This window comes from Desulfobaccales bacterium, assembly GCA_041648175.1.
In the GTDB taxonomy this organism is placed as follows: domain Bacteria; phylum Desulfobacterota; class Desulfobaccia; order Desulfobaccales; family 0-14-0-80-60-11; genus 0-14-0-80-60-11.
Genome location: JBAZPO010000007.1, coordinates 56080 through 78671 on the forward strand (window position 1 = coordinate 56080; position 22592 = coordinate 78671).

The following is a 22592-nucleotide window of genomic DNA, read 5'->3' on the forward strand; positions in this document are numbered from 1 at the left end:
ATTGGGAACCTTTAATATAATTCGGCCTGACAATCTAATCTGCCATTAAAACAAGAAGTTATCTAGGCTTTTCCCTTGACCGGAAGAAGCAAGCTCAAGGGTCGACAGGGAAGTAGTGCCTTGACACCATCTGCAGGTTGAGATATAAAAATTAAATGCGGTCCCATCGTCTAGGGGCCTAGGACACCGCCCTCTCACGGCGGAGACACGGGTTCGATTCCCGTTGGGACTACCAATAAAAACCGCATTTCATGGGCCTTTCCGGACTTCGGAAGGGCCTTTTTTTTGTCTATATTTTAGCCTCCGACAAAAATTAACAAATTCATCTTCAGCCAGTGGCGTTGGTCCCTCTGGCGTGTTCCAACGCGTAAACGCAATGACCATTATCTTGGTCACGATCCGACCATAGACTCGCCTCACCTCGGCTCTCAGACTTATCTCCCCTCAAGGTTCGAATGATTAAGTTGGCCCCCGCCGTAAGTGAGCTCCAGCCAAGGCTGGCCGGAACTTCCGGGTAGTCCAGGCCATCCGCAGAAAATTAATGAAATTAGAATTTGTTGGAGAGAAGGTGTGTAGCCAGGCATATACCTTGCAAATATATTTAATAAGCCTTTCTATTCACGGAATTTTGATTGGCGGCCAGATGCATTCCAGCGAGGCCACCAGCAAGCTATAAAGTTTGATTCTCATTACAAGTGGGTTCAGGATGTTGTTGAAGAAGCTTCTTATCGTGCTGTCAAGTAGCCTCATGATAAACTGCTGCGCCTCATTTGACAGCCGGCCTGGGCCTGATTATGTAGCCCTGTATGGCAGCGTGGCCAAGTTAATGAACCAAAAAGTGGAATACAAGACGCCGCCGATTGTGTTTGTTCAGGACTCAAGGGTATTAGGCCAGATGTTCCCGGAATTATCAAAACCCGGGGAAAATCTCTTAGGGGTTTATTGGTGTGGCATGGTCTATTTGTCTCAAGAAGATCTGTCCAATCAGGTGGTAGCACATGAATTTTCCCACTATTTAGGGGCAAATGAACAAAATGCGGAGATTGTCTCCGAAGTTTGTACTCGTCAAGGGGGAATAATTTCTCCCGGAAGCAAAAAATCAGGGGCAGGTGCCGGTCTCGTCGGCGTTGCGGTAGGAATGCGCGGCACACGTGCGGCCGGAGTCCGGTCCCCGACCCCCAATTGACCAAGAGGGCGCAATCCTCTAAGACTAATCTTTGCCGCCGACGTTTCGCCCAGTTCCCCTGAAAAATCCGGCTTTCTATACTGGCCTCGGCGATAGCATTCACCGGCCAGACTTGACCTATCCAAAGAGTAACTCAATCACCATAAAGAGAAGGAGCACCAGGATTATTAAAGAAAGGAGGCTGAAATCCTTTGGATGGAAAGCCCTATCGTTCTAGAAAAAAGAATGTTGTTGGGAAGGTTTGATCAAAAGAAAAAGTGCTATCGAAAGTCATTATACTTATATTAAATAAGCTTGCGGTTTATTGTGTATGTATACTAATGTTGGTTTTTCTTGGTCATTAATTATCAAAATTATTAGTTGTATTCCAGAATACCACCCCCAGCCGCCTGAGTAATCCCAAAACCGTTCACATCTTTTCGCAGTCTGTTTGTTACAATAATCTTGAGATCGGTGACTCTACCCTGCCAAGGCAGAGCCTCATGGTTCCGCCATGGGTGAAGGGATGTTCCCTTCAGGCACCTCCCCAAGCCCAGGGCGCCTTCTGGCGAAAAAAAAATCCAAGTGAAAACATTTTTTTTTTGCGCGTCCCTCGGGCTTGTGCTCCTACTTACGCTCTCAATACAATCCTATAATAGGACCGACAAACTGCTTTAATAGGTCCCACCGGTATATCAGTATATCTAACCGAAATATTTATAAATAAATACTATATAGATAAATAAGGTATTATAGTATTAATTATATTAACCGATAATGTTATGCTGAGATAATAATATAAATTTGGAAGAGTTATGTTAATTATAATTAAGCCGATTGTATTTGACAAGAGAGTTAGCTGAGTGCTAAATAGTATTATCATGGTTGAACTGAGAGAATGGATCCAACGGGAAGGTTCCGAGGGGCGTAAAAAGCTGTTTGCAGCTATTAAGGATAAGTATCCAGGGTTTACTCAGGTGAGCTTGACAAATTATATCCAGGGACAGCGCATTCCCGATTATAATATTGCCAAGATCATTTCTCGAGTGACCAATATTCCAGTTTTTCTCCTTCCCTTTCGATTTATTCACAGACCGGAAACTATGGGCGAATAGTCAAACTGGTTTTGTCTTTTGCAGCAGGCTAAAGAAAGTATATCCGCCTTAACCTTATGATTTATTTATTAAAAGATACCATTCGGGCCGGTGCCTCGAGTGGCGGGAGCGTGTCTTGGCGACCCTGGAAGGTAGATTTGCACAAGAGTTTGAGGGGATTAACCGGGATGAGGCAGCACCCTGGTACGTAATCCAAACCCACGGCCGCACCGAAACCAAGGTGCACCTGGCGTTGCAGCGCAAAGGATTGGAAGTCTTTTTTCCCCAAGTGCAACTCCATAGAATGATAAGAGGCCGTAAAGTCCTCATGCATTTGCCATTATTCCCAAACTACCTCTTTGTCCATGCACATATCGATTCGACGGTTTTTCACCAAATCATCAAGGTTAATGGGGTAGTGAAGCTCCTGGGGAATAACGGCCCCGATCCGGCGCCGGCGGATCAGATAGAATCTATCCGGACCATTGTGACTGGCGACAGGTATTATTGTCCCTGGCGGTATATAGAGAAGGGCAAAAAGGTGCGGGTGCTCGATGGGCCTTTATCAGGGGTGGTGGGGATTTTGGTCGCCAGGAAAGAAAAGCAACGCCGCCTGGTAGTCGCCGTGGAGATGTTCCAGCGGTCGGTGACAGTGGACCTGGACAGCGAGTCGGTGGAACGTTGGGATTAGAAGATCCACCGGCCTTGGCCTGCTGTTCAGATCATCGACTCATCACAATTCTTGCCTAACTTATTCCTTCAGTAATATCAGCATCAATAACCCTGGTCTGGTTTGGGGTTCTGGTCCTCAAGGGTATCGAGATTTGTTTCCCTTTCAGTTGATCGGCAGATGAGAATTCAAGTCAAAACCATAATTATCCTGGTTGGGTTGAGCATCAGTCTGGCAGCCTGCGCGCCTGCCTCTCAACTCCCACATTTGCCGGGGTTTGCGGAAAAGGAAGGCGAGCGCGCCTTGGTGCCCCGGGGCTTCCTGGTTGCCGGGGCTCAACCGCAGGAAAAGGTCGATCCCAAAGTCTCACAGGAGATTAAGGCCTTCTTGGAAGAAAATGGCATGCTGGCCGGATTTAAGGGAGGCCTGGGGACCGAACTTCCCATAATGCTCAACCCATCTGTACAAGGTTTCCTGCGTTCCTTTACAACTTCCCGCCGTGCGACAATCCAGGCCCAGCTCTCCCGTTCCGAAAGATACCTCCCCATGATTCGGCAAATTTTTCAAGAGCAGGGGCTCCCCCAAGATTTAGTCTACCTGCCCATGATTGAAAGTGGTTTTAATCCCTTGGCGCGCTCCCCCAAGGAAGCGGTGGGGCTCTGGCAATTCATCGCAGGCACCGCCAGGCGGTATGGCTTAAAGGTTGACGAGTGGGTGGACGAGCGCCGGGACCCCGAGAAATCCACTAAAGCTGCAGCACGCTATCTCAAAGATCTGCACGGTCAATTTGGTTGCTGGTATCTGGCCGCCGCAGGGTACAACGCCGGCGAAAACCGGGTAGAAGGGGTGGTAAACCGATATGACACTCGGGACTTCTGGGTCATGGCCCAAAATCATCTGCTCCCCCAAGAGACCTGTAATTATGTCCCTCAGTTGATTGCTGCGGTTTTGATTGCCAAAAATCCGGAAAAATATGGCTTTAACTGCAATACCCCTGCCCGGCCTCTGGCCTATGTTCGGAAAAAGGTGCCTGAAGGAACAAACTTGCGCCAGTTCGCCGGGTCTTTAGGCCTGCCCTATGAAGCCATTCAGGAGTTGAACCCGGAAGTGAAGGGAGATTGTGTCCCCCTGGATCAAAAAGAATACTCGGTGAAAGTCCCGTCTGCCAAACTTCGCCACATCCCCGGGCTGGCAAAAGGGGAGCCAAAAAGAAAAACTTCCCCAGATGCTGATCAACCTGAAAAGCAATAACGCTGAAAATTCTATGCGACCGCATGGCGCCAGAAAAATTTTACCACTGCTTCAAGCCGGCTTGATCGGGCTCTGCCTGGTGAGTCTGGCGGGCGCGGCGGTTGAGAGTCCGGCGCTGGAGACCGTGGTGACTGTGGTCGCTCTGAATGAACAGGGGGAACCGCTGGACACTGCCTTGGGGGTTATCATAAGGCAGGATGGCTTAATTCTTACCAGCGCCGCGATTTTTCAACCTGGACAACCTCTATTAGTTAAGACCGACCATGGCGCGATCTATTGGTGTCAAAGTCTGCTTTATGCCGATTTATTGCAGGATTTGGCCGTATTAAAGATCGAAGCCACCGGGCTCAAGGCCGTCCCCCTCCAAGCATCGAAACGATCCCATGTTGTTGAGGAAAAAATTTATTATCCAATAAAAGAAGGCAATAAATATACTCTCCGGGAGGGTAACCTGGTCGGCTCTTTACCCTTGTCACCGCGGCTTGAACTCTTGAAACTTTCCCCCTGCAACCAGAGAGGCATACAGGGGACGCCGGTTTTTAATCGGACAGGCGAAGTAGTAGGAATGATGCACCTGGGGGGAGACCAAAACGAGGGTCCCCAGGGAAAGCCAACGGCACTGAATTATTTCCTTTCCTGTGACCGCACGTTAGTTCCGATCTCTCTGGACGCTGCGTCCTTGAAAGGAACAAAACCCGCGGCCGAACCTCGGGGTGACTTATCTGGGGAGAATCCAGCTAATGCATTGGTCAGGGCCTTCTGGGACGGGGTCGCAGCCACGATAGGCAACAACTGGGAATTGGCCCAGAAGAAATTCAGTCTAGCCATGGCTCCTCCCGCCCAATTGCCGGAGGCTTATTATGGCCGAGGTGTGTCACGCTTCCATTTGCGCAATTACCAAGGCGCAACTGAGGATTTGCTGGAGGCGACCCGGCGCTTACCAGGTTACGCCCTGGCCTTTTTCTGGCTCGGAAAGACCTGGCAGCAAAGCGGAGACCAGGAAGCAGCAGATGCAGCTTATAGACAGGCAGTGGGGCTGGCGCCAGACTTGCACGAGGCCTGGTTTTATTTGGGGGAAATAGCTTATCAGAGGGGCGACCAGGATAAGGCGCAAAAATGTTTGGAAAAGGCTGAGGGCGACTTGCCGCAGGCAGCAATGCGGGCCTGGTATCTGGGGAACATTGCCCGGAGCCAGCAACGGTTGCCGGAGGCCTTGGCGGCATTTAAACAAGCTGTCCAGATGGATCCGAAGTATTTCCCAGGCTATCTGGAAGGGGGCAAACTGCTGTTGCTGGACTTAGGAGAGTCCCGGGAGGCGGTCGGCTGGTTGGGCCAGGCAGTCAGCCTCAAGCCTCAGCATGCGGAAGCCAGGTATTTCTTATCTCTGGCATATCACTTGTCATGGAACGCCGCCGCGGCCTGGGAGCAATGTTACGCGCTGGAGAAAATCCAGCCGGACCTGGCGGGGCAACTCGCCACAGTGCTGGCAAGAGGCCAGTAATCAACCCTATATTAAGTTCATCCGCAGGCGACTTTATTTCTTTAAGTTTTTTGCCGAAGGGAAGAAAATTATCTTGCTTTTTTAATGCTAAGGTGCAAAAAAAGGAGTGCAGAAGGCTAATTTTAATTCCTATATACAAGTAAATTTTCCTATATCCTTTTAGAAAATAGTTTCATTTAAATACAAAGCGCAACAAAAGCCTATCTACCCAGTCCTGATAGGCACTGGAGGTAATGATGCCAAGGCAATTCGGATATGGCGCTGGTAATAAGAAACTGGCGATCTTTCTTTTAAGCTACTTTCTATTGATAGGTTTAGAGATTACGCCGGTTAACGCCACTGTATCTGGCGATGTGGCCGCAGATCTTCCTGCGAGCCAGGTAGTCGCCAACGGCATTGCCGCCGGCCTCGGTGTCGATGCCGTGGTGTCACAAGCTTTAGCCGCAGGAGCGGATGCCATGGCGGTGGCTCAGGCTGCATTGGCGCAGCCGGGGGTTAATGCCCAGGCGGTCTTCAGTGCCATGCTGGCCAATAATGTTCCTCTGGCCACGGTCATGAATGCCGCGGTAGCTGCCAATCAATTGAATGCGGCGACCCAGGCGGCAGTCAATGCGGGCATCAGTAATACTACCATAGCAAATGCCGCGGTGGCCGCAGGTGCTACGCAAGCTGCCGTGACTACTGCCTTAGCCAACGCCGGAGCTGCATTGCCGCCTTCTTTTGCGTTTGCTGCTACGGCTGCCCCTCCCGGCCCCCCTTCGGGATCCACTGGTACCGGGGGCATCGGCGGTGGTGGTGGCGGCGGTAGTGGTGGCAGTGGTGGTGGTGCCGGTGGTGGCGGGACCGCCAGCCCATCTCGATAAAGGCTGTTAAGGTTTACCATCAAGGCATTTAGTCAATGCCACAGTCGATTTGTCCAGATATCTTGGGCGCTGCGACAGTCGGGGAGATTTCCGGTTAAGGCATCAGTAATTCGTTCTTGTTGTCGTAGCCGGTATCTGCCGAAAGAATTTTATCGATTTCACCAAGCCAACAAACTTAAGCAGCCTGCCAGGGGGAAGCACGTGAACATCACAGGGAAAGTGGCAGCAACGAAATGGGGGATAATCGGCCTTGGTTTGATAATGGTCACCTTAATGTTCACCGGGACGTCTTGGGCGCAACAAGCCACCCCACCTCCGGAGCAACCAAAGGTGAAGGTTAAGGCAGAGCCAGCGGCGGAGCTGCCCAAGGAGGAGTTGAAGCCGTCCCAGGAGCCGGGATATTTCCCCAGTATCGTGCCCTATGATCGAAAGTTAACGTTAGAGATCGGGCCGGTTTCCGGGATTTTGGCGCCCTACGGCAATCCAGCCGCCCTTGACACCTTAAGACTGGGAAAGGCAGTCAAGGCCGGCCCTCTTCGGGTCGCCCCCTTCTTGGAAACTGATATTGGCTACCGGTCCAACCTCTTTCAGACTTCCAATGATAAGCGGGCTACGAGTGTCTTTGCGGTTAATCCAGGGATGTACGTGGAATTGCCCATGGCCCACACCCACAAGATTTCGGTGGGCTATTTGGGAAATGCGATTGTCTACCCTGCAGCCGATCTCGATGACTACAGCCATTATGATAGCAATGTCAACGTGGATGCTTCCTTCAATTTCCCCGGCGGCCTGAGTTTGCGAGCCGGTAATTATTTGCGGATCGCGACCGAGGAACCAACTGCTCAAAATACCAACCAGAGATTTTACCACCAGTGGACCCCTTATTTTTTGGCAAATTATGCCTTTGCGGACAGATGGAAACTCCAGGCAATTTATGAGTTCAATAAATTATATTTTGCTGCGTCGGCACGATCTCCCCAAAACGATTATAACGAGAATGTCGGCGGGGTGGCGCTCTACTATAAAATCTTGCCCAAAACCGCGGTGCTGGGGCAATTCATTGTTTCCCAACGCACCTATCCTTCCCAAACCATATCGAATAACTATACGTACACCCCAATGGTCGGTTTGACCTGGGACGCCACCGCTAAACTGAGCGGGATAGTAAAAGCCGGTTATACTATAAAGGATTTTGAAAATGACCAGTCGGGCTTATTGGAAAAGACTCCCTCAACCCCTGCTTTTAGCGCCCAGGTGACTTATAAGTTCGACAGGCGCACCAATCTAGCGTTAACCGCCCAGCGAGGTATCAACCAAGACGCTGATCTGGCCGGTAATACCGCCTATGACAATACGGCCTTTTACGTAACTCTCAATCATCTCTGGGCCTACTGGAACCTGAGCAGTTATGTCAACGTCTCTTACACCATTAACGATTATATAAACCGGTCACAAGACCCGGGCGATGGTTTTAAATTCCGGCAAGACTCTCTCATCTCCACTGGAGTGGGATTCAGTCGTCCCTTAACCCGCTACCTGCGGCTAAGATTAGATTACAGTTACACCAACAAGGCGTCTAATTTCACCAGCTATAGCTATAACGAACACAGAATGATATTTGGCATACAGGCCACCATGTAAAAATATTTGTCCTTCCGTATTTTTCTTGGGGAGGCCGGTGTTACAACTGAGTCCCAGGGATGGGGATTCAGAGACGGAACGCCGGCCTTACCACAAATCCTGGCGAGACAGGCAGCCAAACTTTTCCCCTGAAATCTGACCGTACTTTGCTGTCCGCATAAAAATGCCCCGAGCCCAGAGCACAATTGCCCGGAGCCATCTCTGGTTTGTGGTCCTCATGGTCCTGGTGGGGGCTTATCCGGGCGGTACCGGAGCAGCCCAAGAGGGGCCTAACCTTCTGCCCCCCTTGGTTATGGGTGACTCCGGACAAAAATTAGTCCTGCCGCCGGGTTGGCATCGTCAAGACCGTCAGATCCCGGGAGTGGAGGCGAGCAAAATCTATATTAGCCGGGATACCGGACACCCCGGTGAACTCTTGGCCTTGGTGGGCGGGCCGGACCGCGGCGGGCGAGTCTGGTGCCAGGTATCAGGCATACGCCCCCATACGGATTATGCTTTGGAATTTTTGGCTTTTCGTCCCAAGTTTGCCAACGGCGTCTACTTTGAAGTGGAAATCTTTGGGCAGCGGCGCCTGATCAACCAGCACTGGAGCTATGGCCGGGTCCAATCCATAATTCTCCGGGTCAATTCCCGGGAGGTTCGGGGAAAAACCCGCTTGGTCTTTGATAATCCGCACCAGGAAGTTCTGGCCTTTGGAGCGCCATCACTGAGAATCAACCCGGTAAAGCAAACCAAAAGGCAACCAGAGTCGGTTCGGCTTCCTGCCTTTTTCCCGGTGGGGATTTATGGTGCGGGCCCGGATGACTTACCTGCCATTCGGGCCGCAGGGTTCAACGCCATCCAAAGTTATGATTCCCGGCCGGGAATAATTACCAGGCTGGCTGCACTTTCAGCAAATCAGGGTCTCAAATACCTTGCCAATATGCGATATTACCAGGAAAGCCTCAGCAAACACCTGGGTGGACAGCCTGACCTTTTGGGTTTTTATGTTGAAGATGAGCCTGAAGGCCGCTCGGTCCCACCGGTTAAGCTAGGCGAACTCAGTGAAGCCTTGAAAAAGGACCACCCCGGAGTGCTCACCGCGGTGGCCATGCTCCGCCCCCAAATGGTTAAGGATTACCGGGATGCAGCCGATATCTTCATGATCGACCCTTATCCCGTGCCTCATATGCCCATGACCTGGCTCTCCGATTGTATAGAGGAGGCGGCCCGCTCGGTCTCCAAAGAGCGCCTCTGGGCGGTGATTCAGGCTTTTGGCGGTGAAAAATGGGCTAAAGACGGGTGGCCACGGCGGCCTCTGAAGGTGGAGACGCGGTGCCTAACTTACCTGGCAGTGGTACACGGGGTCCACGGCATCTTTTACTTCAGTTACCCGGAGGTGAGCTCAGATCCGACTGCTTGGCACGACCTCCAAGGGATCGCCGGCGAACTGCAGGATCTGCAACCCTGGCTGGTGCTCCCGAACCTGACGGGCCGTCTTCGGCTTGAGATGACTTCTCCCTTCAAGGTTGATGCCGCAGGGCGGCCGGCGGTGCACTTCTGTGAAAAGCAGCAAGGCCGTGAACACCTGTTGGTCCTGGTCAATGTTATCAACCATCCGGTGAGCTTTTATTTGCAAGGGTTTTCCAAGCAGATTGGCTGGGTGGAGGACAAGTTCCTTAACCAAAAATCCGTAGTCCGGGACGGAAATATTCGGGAAGAATTAGGTCCATATGAAGTTCGCATCTACAAGTTTGCTCTCCCCGACTGAATTCTCGATCCAAGAGGCCTCGAAGTCACGCCACCTGATCCTGGGCGGCGTCGGCACTGTCTTGGTTTTCGCCCCCCTGGCCTTTGCTGCGGTGCATCCGTGGGCCTATTTTACCGTCGGTCTCATTGTCGCGGTCTTATTCCTGGTGATCATGGCCAACTGGCTATACCGACTTTGGATTCGTCCCCAGGGGGAAGTGGTAGTGCCTTATCCCCCAATGTGGTGGCTGGCTTTGGGACTGGGGTTAATCGTTCTGATTCAAGTAATTCCTTGGCCCCAAGGGGTGGTGCGCTGGCTCTCTCCATCTGCACTGGCGATTCGAGCGTTGGGGAACGGTTATGGCTTGGAAGGTTTTGTTCCCATATCTCTCAACCCTCATGCCACCATTCTTGAAAGTTTAAAAGAGTGGCCGGCTGTAACAATGTTTTTTGTGCTCATTTTTACGGTAAAAACCCAAAAACAGATTAATGTGCTGGTTTACCTTATTCTGGCGATAGCCCTGTTTGAGGTGATCTTCGGGTTTTGGACCTTCCACGAGCATGTTATCTGGGGCTGGAAAAGTCCCTATAATTCCCAACGCCTCTGTGGCACCTTCATCAATCCCGATCACCTGGCGACCTATTTAACCATGGCTATTTTGCTGGGTTTCGGGCTCTTCCTGGGGCAAAAGGAGGAAGTTGCTTCCTCCCCCAAAAGAGTGACCGGCCTGCGCCTCCTCAAACGGTGGTCCTGGTCGGAGCATGCCGAACCGCAATTCCGTCGGTTCTTGCTCCTGTTTTTGCTGGTAGTGTTGACTACGGGTCTGATTTTTACCGGCTCCAGAGGAGGCATGATTTCCTTAGCCCTGGGGCTTGGTTTGATGGCTTTAGTAATCTGGAGCCAGCACTGGCGCAAGGCCCACGTATATTGGATCGTTATCTTCGTGGTAGTGGCATTGAGCTATAGCCTGCTCCTGGGGAGCAATATAGCTTTAGCTCGATTCCTGAACCTGGACCTAGACCGCTATTATATTTCTCTGAGCGCCTGGGACCTATTCAGAGAATTTCCCTGGATCGGCTCCGGAGGGGCATCTTTTGCCGACTTGGCTTACCGGTACCAGGCACCCGAACTCAAGGGGATAATGTTGGGCTATGCCCATAACGACTGGGTCCAATTATTGGCTGAGACCGGGATGGTGGGATTTTCCCTCGTGGCTGGCGCTGGTTTGTATTTCTTCTTTACACTGTTGCGGCAATGGCGCTCTCGGCAGGATGCTTGGGCCCGGGGTTTGGGGTTGGGAGGATTAGCGGCCGTGGGATTGGCGGGGCTTCATGGTTTGGTGGAATTCTCCTTCCATATCCCTGCGGTCACTCTGCTCTTCAGCAGCATTGCGGCCGTCACCTATCTCTCCCTATATAGCCACAAGCGGATGTGGGAAAGTTCTTCTTATCGGACCATCAATCTTTCTCAGAAACGGCTGAGGGCCACCGGGATAATCATAGGCTTAATCCTGGTGCAACTATTTTTTGTCTGGCAAGTAGGGGTTCATTGGCTGGCTGAATCGATGGCGCCCTCTGAACCAAATTCCACCACGGCGGCTCCCCAGTTAAAACTTAAGGACTATCAAGAGGCTTTGGCCTACAACCAAAGAAATAGCCGCGATTATTCAGGACTGGCAGAAGCCTTGGCAGCCGAGGCTGCTACCCTTAGCCTGGCTGGAAGAACAAAAGATGACCTCCCAACCAGCGAGGTTGATAAGCTCCTGCAAACGGCAATTTTTTATAACCCCGGGAACTGGGCCTTTCGGTTAAAGCTGGCGGAGTTTTATCTGAAGCACTATAACGAGAATCCATCCCGTTATCTTCCCCAGGCTCTGGAAGAGTTTAACGCGGCAGTAAAATTATTTCCCAGCTCTGGATATCTGCACCTCCGCTTGGGAACCACCCTCTGGTGGGCAGAAAATCATTGCTTGGGGTTGGTCCCTCTCAAGTTTAGAGGCCAGTCTGCCGAATATCTTAAAAGAGCCATAGAACTTGATAAAAATTTGAAAAAAATGGCTCTTCAGTATCTGCCCCAGGAAAGGTCCGGGCCGGTAATGTAAACTCCGGCCGGGAGCTGACAGACTATCCTGAACCTACTAGGCATAGCGCAATGTCTCAACAATTTGAGCTTTATTGAGGGTTGCAAATGGTTAAAAGTATAAGCATATGTGCGGTGTTACTGGTTTTGGTTTTTTGCCCCCTGGTCCAAGCGCAAGAAAATTATCGTCTGGGCCCGGAGGATGAAATCGAAATTAAGGTCTGGGATCATGAAGATCTTAAGAGGACAGTGCGCGTCGGGCTGGATGGGCACATCTCCTTTCCTTTCTGCGGTGAAATGAATGCCAAAGGGCTCACTATCCTGGAACTGAAAAAAGAGTTGGAGCACCGGTTGGCGGCTGGCTACATCATTGACCCCCATGTCTCTATCAACGTCACTGACGTGAAAAGCCAGAAGTTTTTCGTGGTAGGCAAGGTGCAAAAGCCCGGGACCTACCCGTTGACCAAGTCCATCACGGTGACCGAGGCAATCTCTATGGCCGGCGGACTTCCCCAGGAAGGCGATAAGCAACTCAAAGGTGGGATAGCGTATCTGGTGCGGCCGCGTCCGGGAGAAAAGCCGATTGGCCCCCGAGCTCCTATGCAGGGTGGGGGTGGAGAAACTTTCACCATTTCTCTGGAGTCGGCCTTTGCCGGTGATCCAAAGAATAACCTGGAGATCAAAAATGGGGATACCCTCAATGTCCCCAGCTTGAATTTTTATATCACCGGCGAGGTGAAAAAGCCCGGGCGTTACTCGTATGAGGACCGTATGACCGTGTTGATGGCGGTGACCACTGCCGAGGGGTTTAGCGATAAGGCTTCTTCGCGCAGCACCTATATCATGCGGGATCAAGCAGGGAAAAAAGAAAAAATTCCGGTGAAATTGCAGGATCCCATCCAGCCAGGGGACACCATTGTGGTTCCGGAATCGTTCTTTTAAGGGGGTAGAGGATGGAAGGGAACACGATATTTCACCATGGATTGGATTCTCATCATAACCAGGAGAACCTCCATGACTATCTAAGAATTCTGGTCAAAAGGCGCTGGGCGGCTCTGGCAGTCTTTATGGTTATCGTAGCTACCACCGCACTCTACTCCTTTCTTGCTACTCCGGTCTATAAAGCCACCACCCAGATATTGGTGGAACGCCAGATGCCGCGCCTCCTGGAGTCTCGGGAAGGTTCATATTCATCTGATGCACTCAATCAAGAATTCTACCAGACCCAATATAAACTCCTGGCAAGCAAGGCCCTGGCCGAAAAAGTGGCCACCAAGCTGGACCTGTATAGCAACCCCAACTTTAGCGCTCAAAAGATCCCTGCCGATGCCACAGCAATACAGCGCCAGCATTATAAAAATCGGATTATCACCGGTCTTATGAGGCAGATTGAAGTCACCCCGATTCGTAACAGTAGCCTGGTGGACGTCAGTTTTAACAGTCCAGACCCCCAATTAGCGGCGTCGGTCGTCAATACCGTAGCCCAAGCGTACATTGAGCAATCCCTGGACCTCCGTTTTGCCGCCTCCCAAGAGGGAGTCACCTGGCTAAACCAAAGAATTGGCGAAGCCAGGAAAAAACTGGAAGAGTCTGAACTCAAGCTCAATCACTATGCCAGGGAGCATAATATCGTTGCCTGGGAAAACAAAGAGACGATTACTTCGCAAAAACTGGAACAGTTGAACAAAGAGTTGATTACTGCCCAAACCAAGCGCAGTGAAGCCGAGACCAGGTTTCGTGAAGTATCTCAGGGCCATCCGATTCCGGAGGTCGTCAACAATAAACTAATTGAAACCTTGAAGGGTGAAGAAGCCAAGATTATTGCCCAAGTTTCGGAGCTGGGTCGCAAGTTCGGTGAGAAACATCCCCGCATGATCCAGTTGCATCAGGAACTGGCAGGCGCTCGGGCTAAGATTGGCTCCGAACATGCCTATATCGTCCAGGCGGTGAAGAATGAATATCGCATGGCTCAGAACCAGGAGGAGAGTCTCAAAAAGGCGCTGGAAGCACAAAAAGCCGACACCCAAGATTTGGGTGATCGGTCCGTGGAGTATAAGGTGCTGCTCAGGGATGTGGAGACTAACCGGGTGCTCTACGAGAGTATGCTCAAAAGCCTAAAAACTACGACGGCCACGGAGAACTTGCCTTCCACCAATATTCGGATAATTTATCCTGCCTCCGTTCCGGAAAAACCGGCTAAGCCCAAAAAAGCCCGCAATCTTTTCTTGTCGCTCGTAGTGGGGTCGTTTATGGCTTTGGGGCTGGTCTTTGGCTTGGAATATGTGGACACCACAATAAAAACCCCGGATGATGTGGAGAAGTGGCTCGAGATCCCTAACCTCGCCATGATCCCCCACCTGGAAGCTCAAGAGGCCCAAAATAAAGATCAAATTCCTGGATTGGTGGTCCACTACGAGGGCAACCCGTTAGCCGCAGAAGCCTATCGCGCCTTAAGGACGAGTATCGTCTTTTCTGCCGCGGGCAAGGCCCCCCGGGTAATCTTGATTACCAGTTCACTTCCGGGCGAGGGGAAGTCTTTGACCTCTATTAATTTATCTGCTGCTATGGCCAAGGCCGGAAAAGATATCGTGCTGATAGATGCCGACATGCGGCGGCCTTCCCTCCATAAGATATTCCAGGTTGAGCAGGAGCCGGGCCTGTCCAATTACCTGGTGGGAGAGATCAATGATCTGCCCTGTGTGGCGACCGTTGTGCCCCATTTATACTTGCTCCCCTGTGGTAAAATTCCACCCAACCCGTCTGAGCTTTTAGGCTCGGCCAGGATGGAGGAGCTTCTCGTCAAGGCCCAGGAACGGTTTGCCCAAATTATTATCGACTCCCCACCCTTAATTTCGGTCACCGATGCCACGATTCTCTCTACGAAGTCGGAAGGGGTGCTCCTGGTGATCAGGGCTGAGGAAGTGCCCCGTAAAGCTGCCAAGAAGACCAAAGACCAATTGTTGGGGGTAAACGCACGCTTGTTAGGTTCGGTACTGAATGACATTCCTTTCCAAAAACATGGATATTACTATTATAATTATTACCATAAATACCAGTCCTATTATTACAGTCACGGCGACCAGGAAAAATCAAAAGGAACGCGGCGTTCTTCATAACTGTCTTCTTGATCATGATTGCATTCTGCCCTTGTTATTCGGAAGTAGTACATTCTGTCCATTCACAACTTCTATGAATAACCAAAGCTCATCTCATGTTGTTCTCGCCCTTTAAACTGACAGGCGGATAATGCTGGCTCAATTTCACAACCGCCGATTTTACTTCGTTCTGATAGCGGATATGGCGCTCTTTGTTGCGGCCTTTGTTGGCGCCTTTCTGCTGCGCTTTGACTTCACTCCGGCCGCTGAGTATTACAGCCTGATAATAGAGCTGTTGCCCATTCTCTTACCCGGCAAGATCTTGATCTTTTTCCTCTTGGGGATGTACCGGGGCATGTGGCGTTACACCAGCCTGAATGATCTGAGGCGTCTGGTGCAGGCCAGCCTTGTGGCCATGCTGTTTTGCATTTTTGCCACCCTCTATATTCGCGGCTTCAAAGGCGTCCCCCGCTCGGTTTTCCTTATCGACGCCATGCTTACCTTTCTCCTGTGTGGCGGGTTCCGCCTGGGGATTCGTATCATTTATGCGACTATGCATTCCGAAAAAGTACTATCTTCTATCCTCTTTAGGGGTAACACCGGCCATTCTTCGGGAAAAACTGTAATCATCATAGGCGCCGGTGGAGCAGGGGAAAAGATGCTCCGGGAAATTTTCGACAATCCCCACGTAGATTATCACGTAGTGGGGTTTCTTGATGATGACCGCAATAAATGGGGACGAAGCTTGCACGGGCTGAAGGTCTTCGGCGGTGCGGAAATGCTTCCTAAAATTATCAAGCGTAAGAAAATCGATGAAGTGCTCATTGCCACTCCTTGTGCTACCGGCGCCCAGATGCGGCGGATTGTCGAGATTTGCAAGAACAGTGAGGCGCACTACCGGACCCTCCCGGAAATCGGCGCCATTATTGATGGCAAAGTAAGCGTCAAGAATCTGCGCGATGTCAAATATGAAGATCTTCTACGGCGATCACCGGTATGCTTGGATATCACGGAGATCAGCCATTATCTGCAGGACAAAAGGGTACTCATCACTGGCGCTGGCGGTTCCATCGGCTCGGAGCTCTGTCGCCAGATAATCCGTTTTGATCCCAAAGAACTTATCTTGGTGGATGCCAGCGAAGCAAACCTTTATGGCATCCAGATGGAACTGCATCACGAACTGGATTTCCCCAACTACCGGTGCATCCTCAGCCGGGTGCAGAACCAAACGCTGATGGAAGATGTCTTTAGAGAATATCGACCCCAGCTTATATTTCATGCGGCGGCTTACAAGCACGTGCCCTTGCTGGAACAAAACCCCTGGGAGGCGATCTACAATAATGTTTTGGGCAGCCAGGTGGTTATGGACCTTGCAGTAAAATACGGAGCGGACCGTTTCGTGCTGGTATCTACGGATAAGGCGGTGCGGCCTACCAATGTCATGGGTGCGAGCAAACGCCTGGCAGAACTTATCGTGCAAGCGCGGCAAGGCAACGGCACCCGCTCTATGGCGGTGCGCTTCGGGAATGTTATCGGCTCATCCGGCTCGGTGCTTCCCCTGTTCCTGCGTCAACTGGAACGGGGTGGCCCCATAACCGTTACCCATCCCGATGTGACTCGCTATTTCATGACCATCCCTGAGGCCGCCCAACTCATCCTCCAAGCCGGGGGGCTGGGCGAAGGTGGGGAAATCTTTATCCTGGAAATGGGCACGCCCGTCAAAATCGCCGAAATGGCCGAGGAATTGGTGCGGCTTTCCGGCAAGTCACCGGGGATAGACGTGGAGATCATCTTTACCGGTTTGCGTGAGGGAGAAAAACTTTGCGAAGAACTCATCACCCAAGACGAAGGGGTTGTGAACACCAAGTATGAAAAAATCATGGTGCTCCGGTCCAACGGCTGGAACGGCAAAAAAAATCAAGATGGGTTTTCCCAATGGCTTGATGGAGCCTTGGAAGACCTCTACCGGATCGCCGGCACTCACGATGCTCAGGCCATAAGGACCAAGCTCAAGGAAGTTCTCCCTGAATACGTTACGCAGGCAAGCGTCAGGAGAGTTCTGAAGTCAGAATGCTCCACAGGTAATGTCGCGGCGCCTGCGAATACAATTACGAGGCGGTCTGGTATTCCGGCTTCCGATGAGCCCTCACTTTAGAAAAGCGCCAAGTCACTGCTTCGCCGACACAAATTTTGAACAGACACAGGTCTATTGCAAGGAAACCTAATGGCCATAACACCTGATAATATGGTTAAAACGCTTTTAAAGCATTTTTTCCAGAAATTGCCTGATCCATTGATCGACCCAATAAAAGCTTTAAGAGCCGATATTAGAGACGCACGAGACCATCTTGCCTATCAGCGTCGACCGCGTATTCCTCCTCCACACATCATCAAATTCAAGACTTTAATAAATTACAGCAGACGTCATAATTTACAAATATTAATAGAAACAGGCACTTATGAAGGTGAGATGGTTCGAAAGTGTCGCCGGCATTTTAGACAAATTTGGACCATTGAACTTGATAAACATTTGGCAGAAGAGGCGGCGCGGCGGTTTTCCAAGCTAATAAACATCCATGTTGTTCATGGAGAAAGTTCCCTTGAGCTTTCAAGGTTGCTCCAATCAATTAATGAGCCTGCGCTTTTCTGGCTTGACGCTCATTATTCAGGGGGTAAGACTGCCAAAGGCATTACCGAAACCCCTCTGCTTGACGAACTTCAAAGTATTGGAACCCATGAAATCAAATGCCATGTTATTCTAATCGATGATGTACGCTATTTTGGACAAGGCGATTACCCCACAATTGCTGAGATTGAGCAGAAGCTCCTTTTGATAAATTCAGATTACAAGATCACTATTTCAGAAGACATACTATGCTGCGAGCCACCGTTAGGCAATGAATATTAAAAAATCTCTTAAGAAGAATCTGCTCATATATAAGCTTGTGTATCGATACCGTAGCTTTTTGCAAAACCACCAAATAAGGGCGGAACAAAAATTATACAAACAACTTGCCAAGGCTCAGGGTATCCCTATTGAGGAAGAGTCTCCTGAGATGGTTTTCTCAAGGCTTAAGCGACGACTGGCCCAACGGAATATCTCTTGGCCTCCTGAGCCCAAAGGGAGGCCATTGCATATATTGTATGTCAGCGTGCCAGGCAACTGGGAGCGGCACAATATTCCGCCGGAATTGAGCGAACTCGGAGAGGTGACTTGTTTCTTTTTGGATGAGCAAGACATTCGGCTGGATCAAGGCTGGGCTGCGGTGCGGACTGAAGTCGACTCGAAGCTACCTTCTTTTGTCAAGACATTACACCATGAAAAACCCATTGATATGATGCTGAGCTATCTTTCAGGCTCGCAAATTTCCTCCTCAACAATTCATCAGTTAAATATGTTGGGAATTCCAACTTTTTCCTTTCACTGGGACGATATAAAATCATTTAAAGGAATCAAGCATGGTGATCAATGGTCGGGACCATTTGCGGTATGTAAGGCCTATGATCTTAATCTGACAAATTCGCCCGAGTCCCTCGTCAAATACCGTGTCGAAGGCGCCAACGCCTTGTTTTGGCCGGAGGGGGGCAACCCGGATTTTTTTCGACCCTTAAATATCCCGTTTGAATATGACGTCACCTTTTGCGGTCAGCGTTATGGTCAGCGACCTTTGCTGGTCGATTATCTTCGGAGACGGGGCATTCGGGTTGACTGCTTTGGCGACGAATGGGAGCATGGTTACCAGACCGATGATGCTTTGGTCCGCATTTTCAATCAAAGTCGAATCAACCTGGGATTCGGCTATGTCAATGAGAGCACGGAGCAATGCCTGAAAGGCCGGGATTTCGAGATTCCGAGCTGTGGAGCTGTGTATCTCACCAGCTACAATGATAATTTAGAACGAGTTTATGCCTTAGACAAAGAAATTGAGACTTACTTGGACTATGGCGATTGTGCACATAAGATCAGGGCCTTGTTAGAGCAACCGGAACGATGCCACCGCATTCGCCAAGCTGCGCGTCTATCCGTCATCGAGCGCCATTCATGGTCCAAGCGGGTTCAACAGTTATTGTTGAGTACAGGATACCTATTCCATAAGCCCAAGTAGAGAGAGTATCCAAACCCGGGCGTTGAAACCATCTTGACCATTATTAAGAGATATTCGGATGGCAGGGAGGCCGAGACTGCCAGGATGGCGTCCCGTCGCTCTGCTCAATGAAACCTCGCCATGTCAAGCAGCAACACCTGAACGGAAATGACGAATGAAGGCATGTAGGTTCATCACCCGCATCAACCGGCTGTTGCGGCCTTATATCGATCTCAAAGGCTTGGTAAAAGCTTTATGCGCGACTCCCCGGTATCTGTATCAGCTTATTCGATACCGCTCGTTAACTTATGAGGCGGTGCCTTTGTCTGATCTTTACCCAGCACTCAAAGACCGGTTTGCCTCGGCCGGCCATCTCGATGCCCATTACTTCCGCCAGGACTTGTGGGTGGCAAGCAGAATCATGGCCACCCGACCTTCTTTTCATGTCGACATCGGTTCACGATTCGATGGTTTTGTGGCGCAACTCAGCCTGGTAGTGCCGGTGGAAATGGTGGATTTGCGTCCTTTGGATCACGGCTTGGCCCAGTTGCGTTTTCAACAAGGCAATATTTGTTCCTTGCCATATCCGGATAGGAGTGTGGCCTCAATTTCCTCCTTGCATGTAGTGGAACATATCGGTTTAGGCAGATATGGCGACCTGCTGGACCCCGAAGGCCCCAGGAAGGCTCTGGTAGAATTACAGCGGGTTTTAGCGCCTGGGGGGTTGCTTTATCTCAGCGTCCCCATTGGCCGTCAGCGGGTCTGTTTTAATGCCCACCGGGTCTTCGACCCTGAGTTCATCCTTGAACACCTCAATGAGTTGATCCTCTCGGACTTTAGAGGCATTGATGATGAGGGCATCTTTATGGAGGGGATAAGCCCCATCACTTTCAGGGAATCTGAATTCGCCCTGGGGATCTATGTATTTACTCGGCCATCCGCATAAGTTTGCTCAGTTTTTTGGTACCCGGCATGAATCTCTCTTCCTCTTCTACCCCCACTAGACCACATTCCCGGCGTCGCGGCACCCTGGTGCTGGCAGCCTCCAGTTATCTCTTGATCGCCCTCAATTTGGTGCAAGGAGTGGTGCTAGTACCTCTCTATTTGCGCCATATCGGCGAAATATTGTATGGCGCCTGGCTGGCCAGCGGCAGCATAGTATCCTACTTCAGCTTATCCGATTTCGGCTTAAACAGCGTCATCATTCAAAAGGTCGCTGAGGCTTACGGGGCTAAAGACTCACCGCGGCTGGCACGATATCTGGGCAGTGGCTTGGTTACTGCGTTCTTTTTATCTTTACTTCCTGCGCTGGCGGGGATCACTTGCGCCTCTTACCTGCCGCGCCTGTTTGCCCTTCCTGCCGAGGGAGCCCGGACCCTGGCGACGGCATTTATCCTGGCCAGTTGTGCGGCCTCTCTCATGATCCTCGGCCATGCCCTGGGGGGTGTGGTGTGCGCTTTGCAGCGACAACTCCTCCACGGGCTGATCTGGATCGCCGCTACCGTCATTGGTTTGTTGATCACCGTGACCTTACTAATCACCGGATACGGCCTGCTGTCCTTACCTCTGGGAGGGGTGACCCAGGCCGGTATAATTGTAGTTTTAGAGGGTGCGGTTTTTTGGCGCCTACGAAAACAGCTGGTGCCCGGAGCCTCCTTAAGAGTAGAGCGAAACACGGTGTTGGAACTAATGAAGCCGTCGGGCTTGTTGTTTCTGGCCAATGGGAGCAATTTATTGGCGAGTAGATCGGATAATCTCATCATCGGCATATTCTTGGGTCCCCGGGCGGTGTTGGTGTTTGATCTCACCAAGCGGGCTTTTGGCGTTTTGTTTCTCCTGGCAACGCATTTCCATGGAGCCCTTAAACCGGCATTGGCCCATTTTTTTGGAGAATTGCATGAGGAGGACGCCAGTGTTACAGGTCTGACGGATAGTCTCATCCATATCTCCGGGGTTGTGGCCTTGGTCCTCATGGGAGGCTACGTCATTCTGGATCGAACCTTCGTGGGATTATGGGTGGGATCCTCCTTCTATGCCGGGGATCTGGTGGTTATTTTTATTGGAATATACGGCCTCTTATACTCCCAGACCCTAGTACTCTCCAACATTTTCTTTTCCCGGGGTCGGTTCTTCACGGTGAGCCTAGCCAATATCAGCCAGGCTCTGCTTTACATCGTTTTAGCGACTGTTATGGTCCGATGGCTTGGTCTAACCGGTATAGCCTTGGCTGGATTGGTGAGCCTGGCGACTACCGGTTGGTTGATCCTGTGGCATCGTTACTGCCGAGATTTCAACAAACCCTGGCTGGAGGCCGTGAGCCAAATGTTGCCCCTGGCCGTTGTGGGGGCCGGTATCCTGGCCATCGGTCTTTTGGTTCGCCAGTTGTCAGTCCCCACCACTGTCCTGGCCTTTTTGTTCCATTGCGGCTGCTACCTGGGAGCGGTTTCTCTTTGGGTAATCTTAGTGGACCGGCGGGTTCGGGGACTTTTCGTGGACATCTATCGTCGTCGGCCTTTGGCCTGTCCCCGTTCCATGTGATTGCGCTGCCACACCAGATCCCTGGGTCATTTGTCCAAGAATCGTTAAAGTAATGGATTGATCGCGGAAGGATAGCAATATGTCTTTAGAAAGTAAAATGGCCACCTTAAAACATCTTTTGTATACCTGGATGACGGCGTTGCCTCGTATTGCCTACCGGTCAACCCTTTCCCTCACTCTTGACCCAAGGGGGGCCCAGAAGTTCTTGCATCAGGTCCTATCGGCCCAAGACCTCGAGGCGGACGATCCTTTTCTGGGGAGTGCTTGGATTACCGACCTGCTGCCCGGGGCAGCTGAACCAAAAATTATGGGGCCTTATCATTTGCATCGGAGCAGTGATACCCGAATTTTTTTGGAGTTAGTCGCCCTGGCTTATTTGATGCAGGTTCTTCGCCCCCGCGTGGTATTTGAGATCGGCACTTTCGTGGGCCGGACCACTCGGCTGTTAGCATTGAATTGTCCTCACGATTCCCAGATTTTCACGCTGGACCTGCCAAGGGACCAGGCAACTCATGATATAGGCGTCGACTTCCGGAATACACCGGAAGCTGCGAAAATCACACAACTCCATGGCGATAGTCGAACGTTCGATTACTCCTCTTGGCGCTCCAGATGCGACTTTATCTGGGTGGACGCCTGCCATGATTATCCTTTTGTGGTACACGACACCATGGCGGCGCTAAAATTACACAGTGAGGGAGGCTGGATCGCTTGGCATGATTATCGCCACACCGCCTGGTGGTCTGGCGTGACCCGGGCTGTGCGGGAACTGGCCCAGGGCCATCCGGGAATCCGGCATATCCGAGGGACCACCATAGCCGTCTTGCCGCCTAAGACCTTGGCTTTAACAAATTAGTTTGCGGTCCCATGGAGGAAGGGTA

The 22592-nt window shown here is 51.0% G+C and carries 17 protein-coding genes and 1 tRNA gene; all 18 read left to right on the top strand.

All coding sequences use genetic code 11. From position 1 onward, the window contains the following. Window positions 1-159 precede the first annotated feature (159 nt). The 18 genes from WC600_08345 (at window position 160) to WC600_08430 (ending at window position 22567) form a co-directional block, all read left to right on the top strand. Window positions 160-235 (top strand) — tRNA-Glu (locus WC600_08345). Between the two features lie 471 nt (window positions 236-706). Further along, window positions 707-1186, top strand: a complete 480-nt coding sequence (locus tag WC600_08350) for a hypothetical protein (protein ID MFA4902741.1) — start codon at window positions 707-709, stop codon at window positions 1184-1186. An 860-nt stretch (window positions 1187-2046) separates the two neighbouring features. Then, window positions 2047-2280, top strand: a complete 234-nt coding sequence (locus WC600_08355) for a hypothetical protein (protein MFA4902742.1) — start codon at window positions 2047-2049, stop codon at window positions 2278-2280. Window positions 2281-2395: 115 nt separating this feature from the next. Further along, entirely contained in the window at window positions 2396-2950 is a 555-nt protein-coding gene (locus WC600_08360; protein MFA4902743.1) for a transcription termination/antitermination NusG family protein, read from the top strand. A 159-nt stretch (window positions 2951-3109) separates the two neighbouring features. Beyond that, entirely contained in the window at window positions 3110-4180 is a 1071-nt protein-coding gene (locus WC600_08365; protein ID MFA4902744.1) for a lytic transglycosylase domain-containing protein, read from the top strand. 13 nt (window positions 4181-4193) lie between these two features. Then, window positions 4194-5681 (top strand): tetratricopeptide repeat-containing serine protease family protein, encoded by a 1488-nt coding sequence (locus WC600_08370; protein ID MFA4902745.1) that lies wholly within the window; start codon window positions 4194-4196, stop codon window positions 5679-5681. 233 nt (window positions 5682-5914) lie between these two features. After that, window positions 5915-6544, top strand: a complete 630-nt coding sequence (locus WC600_08375) for a hypothetical protein (protein ID MFA4902746.1) — start codon at window positions 5915-5917, stop codon at window positions 6542-6544. A gap of 330 nt (window positions 6545-6874) precedes the next feature. Continuing rightward, a complete protein-coding gene (locus tag WC600_08380) occupies window positions 6875-8185 on the top strand; it encodes an outer membrane beta-barrel protein (GenBank protein MFA4902747.1) in 1311 nt (436 codons plus the stop codon). Window positions 8186-8348: 163 nt separating this feature from the next. Next, on the top strand, window positions 8349-9935 hold the full coding sequence (locus tag WC600_08385; protein ID MFA4902748.1) for a hypothetical protein: 1587 nt from the start codon (window positions 8349-8351) through the stop codon (window positions 9933-9935). Continuing rightward, window positions 9898-12015: an O-antigen ligase family protein gene (locus tag WC600_08390; protein ID MFA4902749.1), complete on the top strand. Its 2118-nt coding sequence runs from the start codon at window positions 9898-9900 to the stop codon at window positions 12013-12015. The genes WC600_08385 and WC600_08390 overlap by 38 nt, the downstream gene beginning before the upstream one ends. Before the next feature lie 86 nt (window positions 12016-12101). Then, window positions 12102-12935 (top strand): polysaccharide biosynthesis/export family protein, encoded by an 834-nt coding sequence (locus tag WC600_08395; protein MFA4902750.1) that lies wholly within the window; start codon window positions 12102-12104, stop codon window positions 12933-12935. Window positions 12936-12946: 11 nt separating this feature from the next. Then, entirely contained in the window at window positions 12947-15109 is a 2163-nt protein-coding gene (locus WC600_08400) for a polysaccharide biosynthesis tyrosine autokinase (protein MFA4902751.1), read from the top strand. Between the two features lie 130 nt (window positions 15110-15239). Next, window positions 15240-17243: a nucleoside-diphosphate sugar epimerase/dehydratase gene (locus tag WC600_08405; protein ID MFA4902752.1), complete on the top strand. Its 2004-nt coding sequence runs from the start codon at window positions 15240-15242 to the stop codon at window positions 17241-17243. A gap of 69 nt (window positions 17244-17312) precedes the next feature. Further along, a complete protein-coding gene (locus WC600_08410) occupies window positions 17313-17996 on the top strand; it encodes a hypothetical protein (GenBank protein ID MFA4902753.1) in 684 nt (227 codons plus the stop codon). Then, entirely contained in the window at window positions 17986-19194 is a 1209-nt protein-coding gene (locus tag WC600_08415; GenBank protein ID MFA4902754.1) for a glycosyltransferase, read from the top strand. Before WC600_08410 ends, WC600_08415 begins: the two co-directional genes overlap by 11 nt. A gap of 154 nt (window positions 19195-19348) precedes the next feature. Continuing rightward, a complete protein-coding gene (locus tag WC600_08420; protein MFA4902755.1) occupies window positions 19349-20119 on the top strand; it encodes a DUF268 domain-containing protein in 771 nt (256 codons plus the stop codon). A gap of 26 nt (window positions 20120-20145) precedes the next feature. Beyond that, window positions 20146-21711: a hypothetical protein gene (locus tag WC600_08425; GenBank protein ID MFA4902756.1), complete on the top strand. Its 1566-nt coding sequence runs from the start codon at window positions 20146-20148 to the stop codon at window positions 21709-21711. Between the two features lie 79 nt (window positions 21712-21790). After that, window positions 21791-22567 (top strand): class I SAM-dependent methyltransferase, encoded by a 777-nt coding sequence (locus WC600_08430; GenBank protein ID MFA4902757.1) that lies wholly within the window; start codon window positions 21791-21793, stop codon window positions 22565-22567. The last annotated feature ends 25 nt before the right edge of the window (window positions 22568-22592 follow it).